Genomic DNA, 17368 nt, shown 5'->3' on the forward strand with positions numbered 1-17368 from the left:
AGGAGTTCTAAATAAATATCTTATTCTTAAATCCAATTGAAGAGACTATAATGCCACAGAAGAGTTATTTAGTATGGAATGCTATAAAAAGAGTTTTATAATTTTTACATTATGGTCCCATTCGTATTTGTTTCCATCCTTGTTTTAATAAACCCATAGGAGGGTTCCACCCTCCTATTGGTATACCTCCCATATTAAGCCTGCTTTTTTAATTTAGGGTATAGGGCATAGCCCTATGGCCATAGAGGGCAGAGCCCCCTATTGGTATACCCCCAGAGTATTCTATTTTTTATTTGTTATTCCTTATTTTAATGGACTAAGTATTCAAACCCATATAGAAGATGAAGAAAATGATAATTGGAATCAAAGTTTCCATCCTTGTTTTAATGGACTAACGATTCAAACACTACCAACTATTGCTTATTCTATATTCAAACTCCTATATAAATCTTTCTTTTAACACTCGATTTTTCTGACTGCCTGATTATCAAAGTATTTATAAGAGTAAGAAAGGTTGTGCAATAATTTTATAAATACAATACACAACCACAAACAAAAATCTCAATAATTAAAAGTTATTTTATATCTTTAAAAATAAAATCAAACTTAAAACACATAAAATAAAAACAAACAATCAAAATCTCTAAAAAATCTAAATTTTAATCAGAAAAAATTAGTAATACTTTTTACTAATTTTCTAGTACCAAATCCAAACAACCCCTTTATAAAAGCAAGAAAGTAAAATTAATATTATTAATATGCATATTAAAAAAGTTAATAAAAATAAAATAGTTTATTTACTTTTTATCTTCTTTTAACATTTCATTAATCTCTTTTTCCATAATGTGCCCTTCTACTATAACATCAACATTTTTAACTCCTTCTAAGGATTTAACAGCATCTTTTGCTTGAAATGCCATTGCCATAACACTCATACAGGCAGGATTAGTTGGAATTAATTTAAATTTAACATTTCCTTCTTCATCAACTTCTAAATCTCTAACTAAGCCCATATCTACAATACTTATTCCCATGTGTGGGTCTGCAACTGTTTTTAGAGCCATTATAACATCTTCTTTAGTAACCATAATTACACCTCATTTTTTATTTTTAATTTATGGATACCCTTATAAATATTTTATTTGGGTTGTTTTAATGTTTTAAATATTGTGGAAAATATAAAGATTTCTTTTAAACTATTATGTAAGTATTATCTCATTTTATATACCTTTTTATATAATTTAAAATTTATTCATAATAATAAATACCAAATCTTGGAATTTTTTAGGAAAGATGATAATAAATCATAAAAAAATTAAATTTTTCTTATTATATATTAAAATTCTATAAATATTTAGAATTATCATAATAATTTTTTGATATTTTTATTATTTTGTAACAAAAATTTTAGAATTTACCGAAAGTCGTTATTACTTTTAAAATATATGTAAATGTAGAAATCTATGGATTTTTATGATACTAAAAATAAAATTAAAAATTTAAATATTTCCATCCCCTTAGGGGTCTGATTTTAGACGCTCAAACCAGAACAGAAGGAGAAGTATTTTTAAGAAAATTTCCATCCCCTTAGGGGTCTGATTTTAGACTGCGTGTTGTCATTTTACGAAGATGAAAAAAGATACATAGAAATTTCCATCCCCTTAGGGGTCTGATTTTAGACACGATATTTTCAGATAAGCCATAATAACCTTGAATTCTTTCCATCCCCTTAGGGGTCTGATTTTAGACGATAAAAAAACTCACATCGAGGCGATAAAACTGCATGAAAACGTCTTTCCATCCCCTTAGGGGTCTGATTTTAGACTTACTAATTGACTTTGCTTTTTCAGATTTTATGGCACTCTTTCCATCCCCTTAGGGGTCTGATTTTAGACAAAAATGAAATCTTAGAAATTGGTGTATCTGACGGCTTTCCATCCCCTTAGGGGTCTGATTTTAGACGTTTTTTTATATGCAAATTCTTTTTTGTATATTGAACTTCTTTCCATCCCCTTAGGGGTCTGATTTTAGACAGTTTTGTAATAAATAAAGAACATTTTCTGATGTCTTTCCATCCCCTTAGGGGTCTGATTTTAGACTATCAGTTCCCATTGCATAACCTAATATATCATCAACCTTTCCATCCCCTTAGGGGTCTGATTTTAGACAGTTACTGTTTGTGGATGGTGTTACTGGAAAAGTGTCTTTCCATCCCCTTAGGGGTCTGATTTTAGACAATTTCAACAGATAATCTTAACGAAAAAGTTCGGAAATACTTTCCATCCCCTTAGGGGTCTGATTTTAGACAGGGCATAATTTTTTGATATTAAGGTCTAAAATTACTTTATTATGCTTCTTTGTTAGGGGGTTATAGTTCGAAGGGTCAATAACCCTTGTTATTTATATACCTCCGAACTTATATATAAACTTTTCTATTTTTATTTATTTGCTTAAAAATCCTTTAAATTTTTATTATTAACTTATTTATCTGGGAAAATTGAAGATAAAAATAAATTACCAAAATCTCCTAAAAATCTCAATAATTTAATAAACTTAATTATTCAAATTAATCAAAATAGACGACCCTCCAAAATTTAATAAAATCCCATAAAATTTAAAAATATTAAATTAAAATCCTCTAAATTAAAAAATAAAATTTTTTAGCGAGAGAGGGTAAATTATGAAAAAGGGACATTGCTTCCTTTAGGAAGCAATGCATCGGGAGTATCCCGAACCATAGGGCTTCGCCCTATTAGGATACCCAAAATTAAACAAAAAATGCAAATATTCGGAGGTATTCCGAACCATAGGGGGTGAAACCCCCTATGGAGCAATAGAGGGTATCCCTCTATGCTTTAAATATAAATTTAAATACTCCTTTTTGAACATGTAATCTATTTTCTGCCTCATCATAGACAACTGAATGTTCTCCATCAATTACATCGTCAGTTATTTCAAGTCCTCTATTTGCTGGAAGACAGTGCATAACGATTACATCATCTTTGGCATACTCTAATAATTTATTATTTATTTGGAATGGAGGAAATACTTTTAAAACTTCCTCTTTATTTTTCTCATCACCCATACTTACCCAAACATCAGTATATAGTATATCAGCATCTTTTGCGGCATCTATTGGATCGTTAGTTAAAGTTAAAGAACCTTCTCCGTACTCTTCAATAATTTCTTTTGCCTTTAATACTACTTGGGCATTAGGCTCATAACCTTTTGGTGTTCCCACATATATATCCATTCCTACTAAGGCAGAACCTAAAATTAAAGAATTACATACATTATTTCCATCTCCTAAGTAAGCAATTTTTAATCCTTTAAATTTTCCCTTATATTCTTTTATTGTCATTAAATCAGCCAATATCTGACAAGGATGAGCCAGATCACTTAGTGCATTTATTACTGGAACTGACGAATACTTAGCCATCTCCTCTAAATCTCTATGCCTATAAACTCTTGCCACAATTGCATCTACATATCTACTCATAACCCTTGCTGTATCTTTTATTGACTCCTTCTTTCCTAAATGTATCTCATTTTGATTCATTATTAAAGGATGACCTCCTAACTCATAAACAGCAATATCAAAACTCATTCTTGTTCTTGTTGAGGGTTTTTCAAATAATATTGCCACACTCTTACCATCTAAAACTTTTTCGTGTTTTCTTCTATTTTTTTTAAAATATATTCCATAGTCAATAATTTTCAATACATCCTCCCTACTCAAACAATCTAAGTCCAAAAGATGCATTATATCACCTAAGATAAAATATTACATAACAAACTAAACATTATAAATGTGCTTAAACATTGAGACTATACTATTTAATTTATGTTTTATGATTAAATTTTATTAAATTTTATTTATAATTGGAGATTAATATTTTAATTTAAACAAAGTTATAAACATTTTGGTGATACAATGCACTATTTTTCTGAATGCCCTACTACAAAATCAGAAATTAAAATTATTGAAGATATATTAAGAGGCAAAAAATTGAAATTTAAAACTGACTCTGGCGTTTTTTCTCATAGTAAGGTAGATAAAGGAACTAAAATTTTGATTGAAAATGTGGAAGTTAATAAAGATGATAATATCTTAGATTTGGGTTGTGGTTATGGAGTTATTGGAATATCTTTGGCTGACGAAGTAAAGTCAGTTACGATGGTAGATATAAATAGGAGGGCTTTAAAATTAGCTAAAGAAAATATAAAGTTAAATAATTTAGAAAATCACAATATAAAAGTTATTTACAGTGACTTATATGAAAATATTAAAAACTGTAAGTTTGATAAAATTATAACCAACCCTCCAATAAGAGCTGGGAAGGAAGTCCTTCACAGAATTGTTAAAGAAGGCAAGGAGATGTTAAAGGATAGAGGAGAGCTTTGGGTAGTTATACAGACAAAACAAGGAGCTAAATCATTAGCAAAATTTATGGAAGAAGTCTTTGGAAATGTTGAAACAGTTACTATAAAAGGAGGTTATAGAGTTTTAAAATCTGTAAAGAATTTAAAGTAATTTATAATAATTTTATAAATTGTTTAAAGCTATATCAATATATCTTATAAATTCTTTTTTGTTATTGGGGATGTATGCACCAGAGGCAAATTTATGCCCTCCTCCACTACCGTCAACTTTTTCAGAAGCGTATTTTATTGCTTTAGCTAAATTTACATTATCTGCAAAACATAAAAGTCTTGGACATCTTGCAGAGACCTTATAGCCGTTATCATCCTCTGTTATAGCAAATATTGGCTTCATCCAATCTACTTCTTCAATAGAATAGCTCATTCCAGCAACAATTCCAACAATATTTGGCATAATCTTATCAGTTTCAAAGTATTGAAATTTATCTTTTTTAACTATTTCAACTTCATTCTTTACATGTTCTAATGCCTCTCTTAAATTATTCCTATGTTTTCTCAAATTTGAAAGCATTCTACTATAATATTTTCCTCTATCTCCCATTAAGACATTTAAGGCAGTTTCATAATCACCATATCTTGAGCAAGCATTTATGCATGTTGAGAATTCCTCTAAGTCTCTTAATGGAGAGCCAAATTCTTCAGATTTAAATTCATAAACCTCTCCAAATATAACTTTTGGAACATATGGAGCCCAGTGATTTGGAACATAGTTTAAACATTTAATTAAAAGTTCATTTCCAATAATTTTTTTGTATTCAAAAGGTATTTCAGCCAATCTTATCGTTGGATCTATATTTATGTCGTATTTTTTATTTATATAGTGAATGTATTTGATAACTCTTGAGTCATTATTTAATAAATCAGTCCTAATATCGCTCCAATATCTCATAGAAACAAATAGAGGACGAGTTTGCCTACCATAAAATTGTAAATCCATATATTTTTTAATATCTCCAGCAAATATAGCATCTGCCAATATAATTTTATTTAACCCAGTTAATTTACCTTCAATGTTTTGTATATCTCCAACAGCCCCTAAAACTGCATATTTAGCCAAATCAATCCAGTTGTTGTTAATAGTTTTTGCAAATAAATATGAAACTCCCGCCCCGCAAATTTCTCCCCCACTCTTTCCTATAGTTATTGGATTTATATGTATAATATTCTTAGGAATCTTAACTTCTTCAGGTTGGTGATGGTCTAATATTATAATATTTTTTTTGTAATTTATCTCTTCAATTTTCTCAGTAATCATTTTTAACTGTCCACTTCCCAAATCAGCAAAAATTACTAACTCATAATCTTTAAATGGAATAGTATCGATAGTTTCTAATGTTATTTGCTTTAAAAACATAAAATCAGCATCTAACTGCAATCTTTCAGATAGTTTTTGTAAAATAACCCTTGATGTAAGTCCATCTGTATCTATGTGAGTAATTATCAATATTTTGTTGTTTTTGTTTTGTTCTAATACTTTAGTTCCTTTCTTTAATTCAATCCAATCTTTCATAGTATCACTGAAAAAGTAATTTCTGTAAATTTTAAAATCTCAAATAAATAAAAAAGAGTTAAGAGATTAAAATTTTAATCTAAAATTTTTTAAACATCTCCTCAATAATTCTTGCAAACGCAGGTCTTGTTATAAATATTCCAATTAAAACTCCTGCAATTGTTGTTATAGCAAAACCTTTTAACATACCTACTCCAAGCACGAATAAAGGAAGCATTGCTGCTATTGATGTTGCCGCCGAGGCAAATATTATAAAGAACGCCCTCTTGATACTTGCTTTTATTTTTCTACCTTTTAATGTCTCATCTGTTATAACTATTTGGTTATCTACTCCGGTACCAACAGCCGCAATAATACCTGCAATTGACGGAATATCTAATTTCCACTTAATTAGAGATGCAAATCCTAATATAATAATTATCTCTGAGATACATGTTATTAAAATTGGAATGGCAATTTTTATCTGTCTATATCTTATACCAACTATTATACCAACTGCAACAAATGCCAATAATAAGGCAATAAATGTTCCTTTTAAAAACTCTTTACCAAATTCTGGAGAAACTACATAAGTATATTCAACATTTAATTTTACAGGTAAGGCTCCAGATTTTAATGCTGTATATAAAACCATAGCTTCGTCTTTTTCCTCCTTAGTAGGAGGATATTGCCCAAGAGTAATAACCTGCTGAGGATGTGGTCTTCCATCAGTTAAACCTGGAGATAATACTGGTGCAGAGATTAACTTTCCATCGAAGTATATATATACTTTGTGATATGCCTTTCCTTTGGCAATTTCAGCAAATTTCTTAGCTGCATCCAAAGATAATTCAAACTGCACACCATAAGCCCATCCAGATTCTGTAGGAACTTTAGTTGGAGGATATACATTTTTAACATCTTTCCCAGTATATACTGTTACATTGTCAATTTTTGCTATTAAAACCCCTTGATGTTTAAGTATTTTAATTATTCTATCAGTATCTGAACTTTTAGGTATTATAACAACTATTTCATCATTACCTCTTGGATACACTACAACATTACTCAGACCATTAGCATCCAATCTTTGTTTAATAATATTTACAGTTAATTGCATTTCTTGATCGTTCATAGGTCTATCTGACTTTAAAACAATAACTGTTCCACCACTTAAATCAACTCCAAACTGTAGCCCGTTAAATGCTATAAGAAATATTGAGATTGTAAGAGATAATATTAATAGTAGTATTTTTCTATCTTTCAGTAGTTTTTTAATATCCATTATTTCCACCTATCTTAAACTATATAACTGTAAGTTTTTATTTATATTCGGCTTATAAAATGATGGTGATAATTATGGATAATCTTATTGACATTTCAATTATTGGATACATTGCTGGAACTTTAACGACCTTTGCCTCTCTACCTCAACTAATAAAATCTTTGAAAGAGAAAGATATGAGTAACATCTCATTGACATTTGTAATAACATTTACTACTGGATTATCTCTTTGGTTAGTGTATGGAATATTAAGAAATGATTATCCAATAATAGTATTTAACATTTTATCTTTAATGTTTTGGATACCTATAACTTATTTAAAAATAAAGGATACTCTGAAGAAAAGAAAACTTAGTTAGCAGGTATAGCAATAGGACGAAGTCCTATGCTTGAGATACCTATAACCTATTTAAAAATAAAAGATGAACTTAAAAAAAAGAAAAAAATTATGAGATGGTCAGTTATGAAATGGGATGAAATTGGAAAAAATATTGCTAAGGAAATTGAGAGTTCAATATTAAAGTATTTTGGGAAAAAAGAGAAATCTTATGTTGTTGGAAAATCTCCGAGTGGTGATGATACAGAAATTTTTGATAAAATAAGTGAAGATATTGCCTTAAAGTTTTTGAAACCTTTGAATGTAAATATTGTTAGTGAAGAAATTGGAATTATAGATAATGGTAGTGAATGGACTGTTGTTATAGACCCAGTTGATGGTTCATTTAATTTTATAAATGGAATTCCATTCTTTGCCTTTTGTTTTGGGGTTTATAAGAATAATAAACCTTACTATGGATTAACATATGAATTTATAACTAAAAGCTTTTATGAGGCATATTATAAAAAAGGAAGTTATTTAAATGGAGAAAAAATTAAAGTTAAAGAATTCAACCCTAATGACATAACTATAAGTTACTATCCTAATAATAAAACAGATATTAATAAATTAAGAGATAAAGTTAAAAGAGTTAGAATATTTGGGGCATTTGGTTTAGAGATGTGTTATGTGGCAAAAGGTTCCTTAGACGCTGTTTTAGATATAAGACCAAAAGTTAGAGCAGTTGATATTGCCTCCTCATATATAATATGTAAGGAGGCAGGAGCATTAATAACTGACGAAAATGGAAAAGAACTTAAATTTAAATTAAATGCAACAGATAGATTAAATATTATTGTAGCAAATAGTAAGGAAATGTTAAATATGATATTGGAAACATTACAAAAATAAAATACTTTAGATATATTCAACTTTCACAGTGTTTGTTTTCTTCTTACCTATTGGATGTCCTAAGGTAACTATATAAATCCCACTCTTAATTTCTCTTTTTGCAATATCTCTACAGGCATTTATTATGTTTTCTATATCGTTAAATTCTTCCATTAAACAACTATTTACTCCCCAAACTAATCTTAGTTTTCTTATAGTTTTTAAGTTTGGCGTTGGAGCTATTATTTTACTATTTATCCTCAATTTTGATATAATCTTTGCAGATCTTCCAGAATATGTGGGAGTTATGATTAATTTACAGTTTAACTTTTTATAGAGTTCATAAACAGCGTATGCTAAACCTTCATCAACACTTTTAACTTCTAAGCAAACTCTATCCCCAAACTCTTCATAGTGTTTATCAGCAACTTCTGCCACTTTATTTAAAACTTTTATAGCCTCTATTGGATACTTTCCAATGGTAGTTTCATTAGACAGCATTAAGCAGTCAGTTCCATCATATATGGCATTAGCAATGTCTGTAACCTCAGCTCTCGTAGGATATGGATTGTGAATCATAGAATCCAATATCTGCGTGGCAGTTATTGACAAAATTCCGTATTTATTGGCAATTCTTAAAATGTTTTTTTGTTCTATTGGAATTCTTTCTATTGGAACCTCAACTCCTAAATCTCCTCTTGCTACCATCAATCCATCACTAACTTTTCCTATCTCTTTAACATTTTTTAAACCTTCCTTAGTTTCTATTTTTGATATTACTTCACAATCTCCTTTATATTCCTCTATAATATCCTTTAACTCCTTAACATCATCCTTATTTCTAACAAATGATAAGGCGATATATTCAAAATCTTTTTCTACAGCAAATTTTATATTCCCCCTATCTTGTTTATCAATTATTGGCAATTCTATTTTTGTATCTGGAAGATTTACACCCATTCCCTCCTTAATCTCTCCACCAACAATTACAACTGCAATTATCTTATCATTTTCATTTTTTTCTACTTTCAATTTAACTTTCCCATCGTTTATTAGAATAAAGTGTCCTTCATCAATTGTATTTATATTATAATTAAGCTCTATATCTCCATTTTTACCAATAACTATTTTATCCCTTTCTTTTAATATCTTATTTTTTAATCTGACTTTTTTTACTCTAATCTTTATTCCCTTCAAATCCATAACTTTGGCGATGTTATTTTTTTCCAATATATTCAAAAACTTTTCACAGTAGTCTTTTGTAGAGTGAGACATATTAAATCTAACTCCATCTATTAAATTTATTGCCTCATTTAATCTACTTTCTAAAGAAGGACCCATTGTTACTAAAATTTTAGTTTTCCTACAGTTTTGCAAGTTATTCACCACATAAGTTTATTTTATTCATAAGATACTATCTTCCCATCTTTCATTTTTATAATTCTTGATGCATATTTAGCCAAATCTTTGTCGTGAGTTACCATAATGATTGTAATTCCTTTTTCATTTAGTTCTTTTAGCAAATCCATAACAATTTTTCCACTTTTACTGTCCAGGTTTCCAGTTGGCTCATCAGCAAAAATTATCTTTGGATTGTTTGCCAAAGCTCTTGCTATAGCCACTCTCTGCTGTTGCCCACCACTCAACTGGTTAGGATAATGATATATCCTCTCTGCCAATCCAACCATTTCAAGTAGTTTTTTAGCCCTCTTTCTTCTATACTTCTTATCTTTCTCATCAAGAATCATTGGCAATTCCACATTTTCAAGGGCTGTTAGTGTTTTTATTAAATGAAACTGTTGAAATATAAATCCACTTATTTTCCTTCTAAAAATAGCTCTTTCATTCTCATTCATCAATGTAGTTTTTTTTCCTTTTATATAAACCTCCCCCCTTGTAGGCACATCTAAAAGCCCTAAAATGTTTAAAAGTGTGGATTTTCCACAACCACTTGGTCCCATTATTGCTACAAACTCTCCCTCGTTAATGGAAATATCAATTCCTCTTAACGCGTAGGTTTTTGCCTCTCCACTCCCATAAATTTTCCAAATATTTCTACCCTCTATTAATGCCATTATTCTCCCCTCAATGTCTCAATTGGATTTAATTTTGCCCCACTTCTTGCTGGGAAATATCCGCTAATAACTCCAACAACAAAAGAGAATATTAAAACCCCAATAATTAATTCCCAAGAAATCCAAGCATTAACCATTAAATAACCTTGCTTATGGGCTATAACTTCAACTATTTTTGCAAAAATAATCCCTAATATCAATCCAATGATTCCTCCAAATAGTCCTAAAAATCCAGATTCAACGACAAAAATTGCTAATATATCTCCTGTTTCTGCCCCCAATGCCTTTAAAATTCCAATATCCTTCCTTCTCTCTAAAATGCTCATGTGCATTGTATTTGAAATTCCAACAGCCCCCACAAGTAATGAAATTCCAGCAACTCCTGAAACAAATAAAGTAATAACTCCCAAAATTCCTCCAACTGTCTCTGCCAACTGTTCTGCTGTTAAAACAGAGAAATCTTCATCTCCAAGAGATTTTTTTAATGCTTCTTTAACATCTTCTGCGACTTTATTTATATTTATTCCCTCTTTCACAGTAACCATAATAAAGTTATACTTATCTTTATTACCAAAAAGTTCTTCTCCAACTTTTAGAGGGATTATGACACTATCATCATCCTGTTGATTACCTATCTGTTTCAATATTCCAACGACTTTAAACTTTTTCTCTTTAATCTTTATCGTATCTCCAACTTTAATTTCCCTATCAAACATATTATGGGCAGTTCCATAACCAATAATGCACTTATATTTATCATTATCACTTAACCATCTTCCAGATTCAAGGTCATATCCACTATCCAAATAAACTTCCTTTAAAGTTGAAGGTTTAGAATAATAACAAGAAACATATTTTTTCTCTCCATTAAATTCAATATCTACTCCCCCATACCAACCATATAAAACTTCTTTTACTCCCTTAATGTTTTTAATAGCCTTAACTTCTTTATCACTAAAATAGTGCGTTGGAGGAACACCAAACTGCTTAAATGGGAGAATTGTTAATTTATTTGCTCCCATTTTCATCATTTCCTCGTGGATGTAATTTTGAACACCATATCCTAAAGAAATTAAACTCACTATGGCCATTACTCCAATAACAATCCCTATTATTGTTAATAAACTTTGAGTTCTTTTTTGTTTCATATTTTTCCAAGCAAAGGATATAATATCAACTGTCTTCATAATTTTTCACCTAAAACAAACCACATTTTAAAAATAATATATACTACTACGTTATAATAAAAATAATATATACTATTAAGAAATGAGGTGTTTTCAATGAAATTAAAATATTTCTTCATACTAATATTTGGATTAATTTATTTATTATCTCCAATTAATTGCATTCAAATAGATAAACCTCAATATGAGCCATTAAAAATACATCCTGGAGATGATGTAGATTTATGGATTAAAATAACTAACAATAATTATAATAATGAAGTTAAAAATATAATTGTTAAAATCTCACCTCATTATCCATTTGAGTTAAGACAAATACATCCTACTATAGGAAAGGCAGAAATATCTCATTTAAATCCTGGTGAAAGTGATATTGTTTATTTCAAACTACATGTTAATGAAAATGCTCCTTCAGATAATTATAGGATTGATATTACTGTTAATTATGACGAAATTTATAATAAAGGTAGTGATGATGAGAGATTAATTCATTATAATATCACTAAAGTTTATTATTTGCCAGTTTATGGAATTGCAAAATTTCAAATCATAATAGATAATAATTCAATATCTCCTTCAAAATCAAAAACAATAACAATAAGATTAATAAATGAAGGAACTGGAAATGCAAAATATGTAAGTATAAATTTTTTTGGAAATAACAAAATAAATGTTTTAGGAAGTGGAAATTATTATATTGGATTTTTAAAGGCAAAGTGTGAAAGAGATATTCCTATAACAATATATGCAGTTCCTGAAATTGAGAATGGAATTTATACAATATACGCAAATATCAATTGGATAGGTGATGACGGAATCTTTTACAATTTCTCAACACCAATAAACATAAAGGTTGTTAAAAAAATCTATAAAAATCAGCCATTTATATATTTAGATGATGTTGATTTTAAAGATGATAGCTATGAAGTAACTATTGGTGTTGCTAATAGAGGAATGTCAAAAATGAGACACTGTGTTTTAACATTAAATGTAAATGGAAAAAACTACACAAAATATGTAGGAGATTTGGATGAAGATGACTATGATACTTTAGTGTATACTTTATATGATGTAAATGGAACAGTTCCTTTAAATGTATTTTTAAATTATTTTGATGATTATCAAAATGAATATACAGTTTCAAAAACATTCATTGTAAATTTTGAGCATAAAGAAGTTAAAGAGAATAATTATTGGATAATTGGAATTCTTATAATCTTTGGCATATTATTGATAATATATTATTTAAGAAAAAGAAGGAAAAGAGAAAGTTTTGAAGAATTATAAAATTAAAATATTTTTCTTATATTTTTTCTAAGAATCACAAATCCTAAGATATATATACCTTTACCTTAATTTTATTGTTCTAAATAAGGAAGGTTGTTATGATAAAAATTTAATAATAAGGATGTGTAAAAAATATAAAAATATGTGATTCCAATGCTATTGAATAAAAGTAAAATAGAAGTTATTGAACAATTTATTTATATTTTAGAAATTTTAGATATGTATGCAAAAGAAGGGAGTGATGAAAAAGCAATTATAAGATTAATGTTAGATTATCTTGAAAAAGGGAATGTTTTAGATGAAGATATTATTCCAATAAGTAATAAAATCTTAGAAATTGCTAAAAAAGTTGGAAGTTATGATTTAAAAAGAGAGATTAATTTATGGCTATTTGGCGAAAAGAAAAAACTAACAAAGTCACAAAAAAATAAAATAAAAAAACTCATTGAAATTTTGGAGTATTTAAAAAACTACATAGAAAAAAAACCTTATAAGTCTTATGAAGATACTCATTTATTAAATTTGATTTATTTAAAAATATTAAGACTCGATGAAAATATCTTCTTAGATTATAATTCAGAAGTTAGAAGTTTGTTAAATATTGCATTTAGAGCTGGAGATTATGAGTTAAAAAATGAAATAGAACTTTTACTAACTGGAAGAAAAAGAAGGAAATTAACTGAGGAATTTATACAAAAGAGAGTGGCAATTATTGGAATCTTAGAAAAGGTTAAAGAGTTTATAGAGAAAAAAGAATTTAAATCATCTTTTGATTATGAGGCACTTTTTTTAATAAATTTGAAAATATATAGGATTGAACAGGGAATTTTAAAGAGCTACGATGAAGAGATAGACTCTATTTTAAAAATTGCAAGAAAAGTAGGAAATTATAAGTTAAGGGAAGAAATAATTTTATTAAAAGAGAGTATAAAAAATTAAATATTATTGTTTTCTCAATTTTTCAGTAATTAGTTCAGCACAGAGTTTTCCAGATAAATACATTCCCCCAAAGATTGGTCCCATTCTATATCCACCATAGGCGGCATTAGCCGCCATTCCACAAACAAACAGATTTGGATAAACTTCTCTTGTATTTCTTAATAAAGCATTTTCCCCTTTTTCAGCCCACATTGATTTTTCGCCAAAAACTTCAGCATTTAATTTGTTCTTTTTAATTAATGTGTTTAAAACAGATGCCTCGTGTCCAGTAGCATCAACAACAACTTTACTCTTTATACATAATGGATCTATGTGGAATCCAGCTTTTTCTATAGCATAAGAATTTATTACAACTCCTGCAACTCCATTTTCTCTTATAATCAAATCTTCAACAACAATGCCAGTTAATATTTTAGCACCAGCATCTATTGCGGAAACTGCCAATTTACCTGGAACTTCTACGGAGTCGGCAACATAGTAATCATCTATCTTTATTAATTTAACTCCAATCTCTCTCAATATTTCATCTGCTGGCTCTTCAACAACAATGTATGGAAAGCCCATTCCTCCTCCCCAGGTTCCTCCACCAAAAGCTAAATGTCTCTCTAAGACAACTACTTTAAAACCTTCCTTAGCCAAGTATCTCGCACAGGTTAAACCACTTGGACCAGCTCCAACTATGACTACATCTACATCTACTATATCCATCCACATGTCAAAACTTGCCTTTAAAATAGCCCTTGTTATTTTAACTTCGTCAGCATTTAACTTTATCTCCTTTAAGTTGTTCATTGAACCACCTTTTTTAATACTTTGGAAATGTAACTATTTATTTTTTCATCTATTTTATCTTTGAGTTCTTCAACCTTTCTAATATTTTCCTTACTTATATTTATTTCTTCCTCTATGTAGGGAGTTTTTTCTAAAACTTTTTCTCCTTTCAGAACTTCAATATCTGTAAAAGTTCCTATTAGCTCTCTACCAGTTGATAAAATCTCTTTTTCTATCCAATGAGCTTTTTTTGTTCCAAATACAGAAAATACTGGAAACTTGGTAATTACATTGGAACCACTTAATATTAACGGACTAATCATTGGAATCTTATCAACCCAAACTCCCGTAATAATTTTAATCTTAGGAAAGTTTAATCTAACATTAGACACCCAATTCATATATTCTATTGTAGTAACTGAGGGTTTATTTTCAAATATCGTCCCTTTTTGAGGATTCAATGAATAGAATGTAATTCTATCTAAGTCCAACTCTTCAATTAAGTTTAATAATTTATCTATATCTTCCTCTTTTTCTCCTAAGCCCAATATTATAGTTATCCCAGTTTTTAAACCCAATTCCTTTGCCTTTAACAGATTATCTTTAATTTTATCCAATGGTTTTCCTGAACAAATCCAATCTCTATCTTTGCTAACAGTTTCAACAGCCCCTACAACTCCTTCAATTACATCTAAATTGATACTGCTTAAATCAACAACACCAACATTTAAATACTGCTTGCATTTTTGAACATATGCCACCATTTCAGCAATGTCATTTATCTCCTTTGGGCTATAGCCATAACCACCAGATATAAACTCTAATTTCCATCCAATTCTTTTCATTAAAATAGCCTCTGCTAAAATACTCTCTAACTTTCTTCTGGCTTTTTTTGGGTCTTTTATTTTATCCTTCTGAGTAGACATATAGCAAAATTTGCAGGGATGTTTTAAATCGCAATACCATCCTAAAAAAAGAGCTCTTTCAAATGTAACAGTATTTCCAAAATGTTTAGTAGTTAATTTAAACGCTTTTCTTACATTTTCTAATATTTCATCAATATTCATAAACTTCCCCCAAAAGTTATTATTTACAAAACTAAAAAACTAAAATAAAAATATTAAAAATAAAAAATAAAACAAATATTTTATTATTTTAATCCTTCTGTTTGCATATTTTCAATGTATTTTTCAATAACTTTTGGAGAAACTCTTGTTTGGATTCCTAATCTCTCTAATATTATGTTGTTTAATATAGCTTTAAGTATCTCCTTACCTTCTTTTGATTCTGTAATTTCATTTAGTTTTCTCGTAGTTGCAGGAGATTTTAATTTTTTTAAAACTTGGGCTATCTCTTCCTCTGTAATTCTCCCTTTTTTCTTTTGAAAGATTTCATCCGCTATTTTGTAAAGTTTGTCAATATCAAACGGTAAATATTCAACAATTTTGTTTAAAACAGTCTCATCTATCGATGCTAATAATCTCGCTATTTCAATATTTTCAGTATTTTCATCTATTTTTATTTTTTTTACTACAAACCAATTTTTGTGTTTTGCTATAAATTCAATTTTATCATCCACACTCTCACCAAAATAAAACTTTTAAAATAGAGATAAAATAAAAGCAAAAATAATTAAAAAAATAAAAAAAGATTTAAGCAGTAATTAGTTTCTTTAATATAGGATCAGTAACATCCTCAGGACTGATTTCTTCGATATTTAAAATCTTTATTCTTGATCTTTTAACTTTGTATCTTCCACCAAATTCTGAGTATAGTATTTCTAAGGCATGTTCTGGTTTTAAAGCTCTATACTCCTTTCTAAATATCATAGGCTCTCCTTTTTTTAAAAATATTTTTCCAGTAATTCTATATATTTTAGCCAAATAACCCACCTCCAAATATTTATTCAACTCTTATTCTTTACAAATATTATAAATGTTTTGTGCTACTCCAATCCATCTTAAATATGAATAGATAGATGCCTTTAATATAGAAATGTCTTCTGCTTCAACATTTATTTTTATAACATTTTTATTTATTTCCATCGTAGCCTTAGATTTTATTTGAGAAGATATATGTTCTAAAAATATAGATTTATAAATAATTTCTGCCTCTTCCTCTGAATCAAACTCTAATATTAACTCAAAATAATTCATAAAAATCCCTAATTATTTATCATAGAGTCTATCAAATAATTTAATAGACTTTACTCTAATTAAAGGTCCTATTTTTACTCTATCTTTGTAGAATTGAAGGGCAAACAAATATTTAGGATCTTTCTCTAACTTTAATGTTATGTTACTGTCTTCATCAATATTTAAGTGTTGAAATAAAAATTCATTATAGATTTCATAATATTTTTTAAAATCTTCATTATTTTGTAATTCCCTACTAACTCTTATTTTTATTCCATCGTTATTGTATATCTTTTCTCCACAAATCTCTCTCTGTAATTTAACAGAAATAAAACTTGATAGCCTTCTATTATTTTCAACATCATAAACTACTAATGTCCCAGGATTCGCTTTAAATTCCCCAATTAACAAAATATGTTTATCCATTTCAAATAATTCTTTCAAAGATAGTTTCCCTCTCTGAATATATGGTAGATTTAAAGTTCTTTCTAAATCCCTAACGAAGCTTCTTGTTCTTTGAGAGGGTTTTCTTGAAGTTGTAATTATCATT

Annotated in this window: 18 protein-coding genes, 1 pseudogene and 1 CRISPR repeat array; of the genes and pseudogenes, 6 read left to right on the plus strand and 13 right to left on the minus strand. The window is 28.5% G+C overall.

Annotated elements, in window-relative coordinates; genetic code table 11:
- Positions 1-14 precede the first annotated feature (14 nt).
- A pseudogene (locus KMP69_RS08240) lies at positions 15-101 on the plus strand (hypothetical protein); the annotation flags it as partial.
- Positions 102-797: 696 nt separating this feature from the next.
- On the opposite strand, the gene KMP69_RS06730 reads toward KMP69_RS08240, so the two are convergent.
- Both KMP69_RS06730 and argF read right to left on the minus strand, forming a co-directional pair.
- The gene (locus KMP69_RS06730; RefSeq protein ID WP_214399680.1) at positions 798-1088 is read right to left on the minus strand and encodes a metal-sulfur cluster assembly factor; all 291 of its coding nucleotides are present in this window, start codon (positions 1086-1088) and stop codon (positions 798-800) included.
- 417 nt (positions 1089-1505) lie between these two features.
- Positions 1506-2307: a CRISPR direct-repeat array (repeat unit 32 nt; unit sequence ATTTCCATCCCCTTAGGGGTCTGATTTTAGAC).
- A 541-nt stretch (positions 2308-2848) separates the two neighbouring features.
- Positions 2849-3763: an ornithine carbamoyltransferase gene (gene argF, locus KMP69_RS06735; RefSeq protein ID WP_214399681.1), complete on the minus strand. Its 915-nt coding sequence runs from the start codon at positions 3761-3763 to the stop codon at positions 2849-2851.
- A gap of 171 nt (positions 3764-3934) precedes the next feature.
- On the opposite strand from argF, the gene KMP69_RS06740 reads away from it, so the two are divergent.
- The gene (locus tag KMP69_RS06740) at positions 3935-4534 is read left to right on the plus strand and encodes a class I SAM-dependent methyltransferase (RefSeq protein WP_214399682.1); all 600 of its coding nucleotides are present in this window, start codon (positions 3935-3937) and stop codon (positions 4532-4534) included.
- Positions 4535-4546: 12 nt separating this feature from the next.
- On the opposite strand, the gene recJ is transcribed toward KMP69_RS06740, so the two are convergent.
- Both recJ and KMP69_RS06750 read right to left on the minus strand, forming a co-directional pair.
- Entirely contained in the window at positions 4547-5953 is a 1407-nt protein-coding gene (gene recJ, locus KMP69_RS06745; RefSeq protein ID WP_214399683.1) for a single-stranded-DNA-specific exonuclease RecJ, read from the minus strand.
- 79 nt (positions 5954-6032) lie between these two features.
- On the minus strand, positions 6033-7217 hold the full coding sequence (locus KMP69_RS06750) for a preprotein translocase subunit SecD (protein WP_214399684.1): 1185 nt from the start codon (positions 7215-7217) through the stop codon (positions 6033-6035).
- A 62-nt stretch (positions 7218-7279) separates the two neighbouring features.
- On the opposite strand from KMP69_RS06750, the gene KMP69_RS06755 reads away from it, so the two are divergent.
- Positions 7280-7576 carry a SemiSWEET transporter gene (locus tag KMP69_RS06755; RefSeq protein ID WP_214400792.1) on the plus strand — a complete coding sequence of 99 codons (297 nt, stop codon included), beginning with the start codon at positions 7280-7282 and terminating at the stop codon, positions 7574-7576.
- 104 nt (positions 7577-7680) lie between these two features.
- The gene (locus KMP69_RS06760) at positions 7681-8445 is read left to right on the plus strand and encodes a bifunctional fructose-bisphosphatase/inositol-phosphate phosphatase (RefSeq protein ID WP_214400793.1); all 765 of its coding nucleotides are present in this window, start codon (positions 7681-7683) and stop codon (positions 8443-8445) included.
- Between the two features lie 6 nt (positions 8446-8451).
- Here the strand turns inward: KMP69_RS06760 and pyk are convergent, their stop codons facing one another.
- Genes pyk through KMP69_RS06775 form a run of 3 tightly spaced genes read right to left on the minus strand, consistent with a single transcriptional unit; the run spans position 8452 to position 11686 of the window.
- Positions 8452-9765 (minus strand): pyruvate kinase, encoded by a 1314-nt coding sequence (gene pyk, locus KMP69_RS06765; RefSeq protein ID WP_250543653.1) that lies wholly within the window; start codon positions 9763-9765, stop codon positions 8452-8454.
- A gap of 59 nt (positions 9766-9824) precedes the next feature.
- On the minus strand, positions 9825-10499 hold the full coding sequence (locus KMP69_RS06770) for an ABC transporter ATP-binding protein (protein WP_214399686.1): 675 nt from the start codon (positions 10497-10499) through the stop codon (positions 9825-9827).
- Entirely contained in the window at positions 10499-11686 is a 1188-nt protein-coding gene (locus KMP69_RS06775) for an ABC transporter permease (RefSeq protein ID WP_214399687.1), read from the minus strand. Before KMP69_RS06775 ends, KMP69_RS06770 begins: the two co-directional genes overlap by 1 nt.
- Positions 11687-11782: 96 nt before the next feature.
- Between KMP69_RS06775 and KMP69_RS06780 the strand changes: the two genes are divergently transcribed.
- Both KMP69_RS06780 and KMP69_RS06785 read left to right on the plus strand, forming a co-directional pair.
- Positions 11783-12973: a COG1361 S-layer family protein gene (locus KMP69_RS06780; protein ID WP_214399689.1), complete on the plus strand. Its 1191-nt coding sequence runs from the start codon at positions 11783-11785 to the stop codon at positions 12971-12973.
- A gap of 153 nt (positions 12974-13126) precedes the next feature.
- Complete coding sequence (locus KMP69_RS06785) at positions 13127-13912, plus strand: hypothetical protein (RefSeq protein WP_214399690.1); 786 nt, start codon at positions 13127-13129, stop codon at positions 13910-13912.
- A 3-nt stretch (positions 13913-13915) separates the two neighbouring features.
- On the opposite strand, the gene KMP69_RS06790 is transcribed toward KMP69_RS06785, so the two are convergent.
- The 6 genes from KMP69_RS06790 to KMP69_RS06815 all read right to left on the minus strand — a co-directional run bounded on the left by KMP69_RS06790 (position 13916) and on the right by KMP69_RS06815 (position 17367).
- Positions 13916-14704: a sulfide-dependent adenosine diphosphate thiazole synthase gene (locus KMP69_RS06790; protein WP_214399692.1), complete on the minus strand. Its 789-nt coding sequence runs from the start codon at positions 14702-14704 to the stop codon at positions 13916-13918.
- Positions 14701-15750: a radical SAM protein gene (locus tag KMP69_RS06795; protein WP_214399693.1), complete on the minus strand. Its 1050-nt coding sequence runs from the start codon at positions 15748-15750 to the stop codon at positions 14701-14703. The genes KMP69_RS06790 and KMP69_RS06795 overlap by 4 nt, the downstream gene beginning before the upstream one ends.
- Before the next feature lie 83 nt (positions 15751-15833).
- Complete coding sequence (locus KMP69_RS06800) at positions 15834-16262, minus strand: DUF2666 domain-containing protein (protein ID WP_214399694.1); 429 nt, start codon at positions 16260-16262, stop codon at positions 15834-15836.
- A gap of 73 nt (positions 16263-16335) precedes the next feature.
- Positions 16336-16566, minus strand: a complete 231-nt coding sequence (rpl18a, locus tag KMP69_RS06805; protein WP_214399695.1) for a 50S ribosomal protein L18Ae — start codon at positions 16564-16566, stop codon at positions 16336-16338.
- A 30-nt stretch (positions 16567-16596) separates the two neighbouring features.
- Positions 16597-16839, minus strand: a complete 243-nt coding sequence (locus tag KMP69_RS06810; RefSeq protein WP_214399696.1) for a KEOPS complex subunit Pcc1 — start codon at positions 16837-16839, stop codon at positions 16597-16599.
- A gap of 12 nt (positions 16840-16851) precedes the next feature.
- The gene (locus KMP69_RS06815) at positions 16852-17367 is read right to left on the minus strand and encodes an rRNA maturation protein (protein ID WP_214399697.1); all 516 of its coding nucleotides are present in this window, start codon (positions 17365-17367) and stop codon (positions 16852-16854) included.
- Between the last annotated feature and the right edge of the window lies 1 nt (position 17368).

The organism is Methanocaldococcus lauensis (assembly GCF_902827225.1).
GTDB lineage: Archaea > AGJL01 > Methanococci > Methanococcales > Methanocaldococcaceae > Methanocaldococcus > Methanocaldococcus lauensis.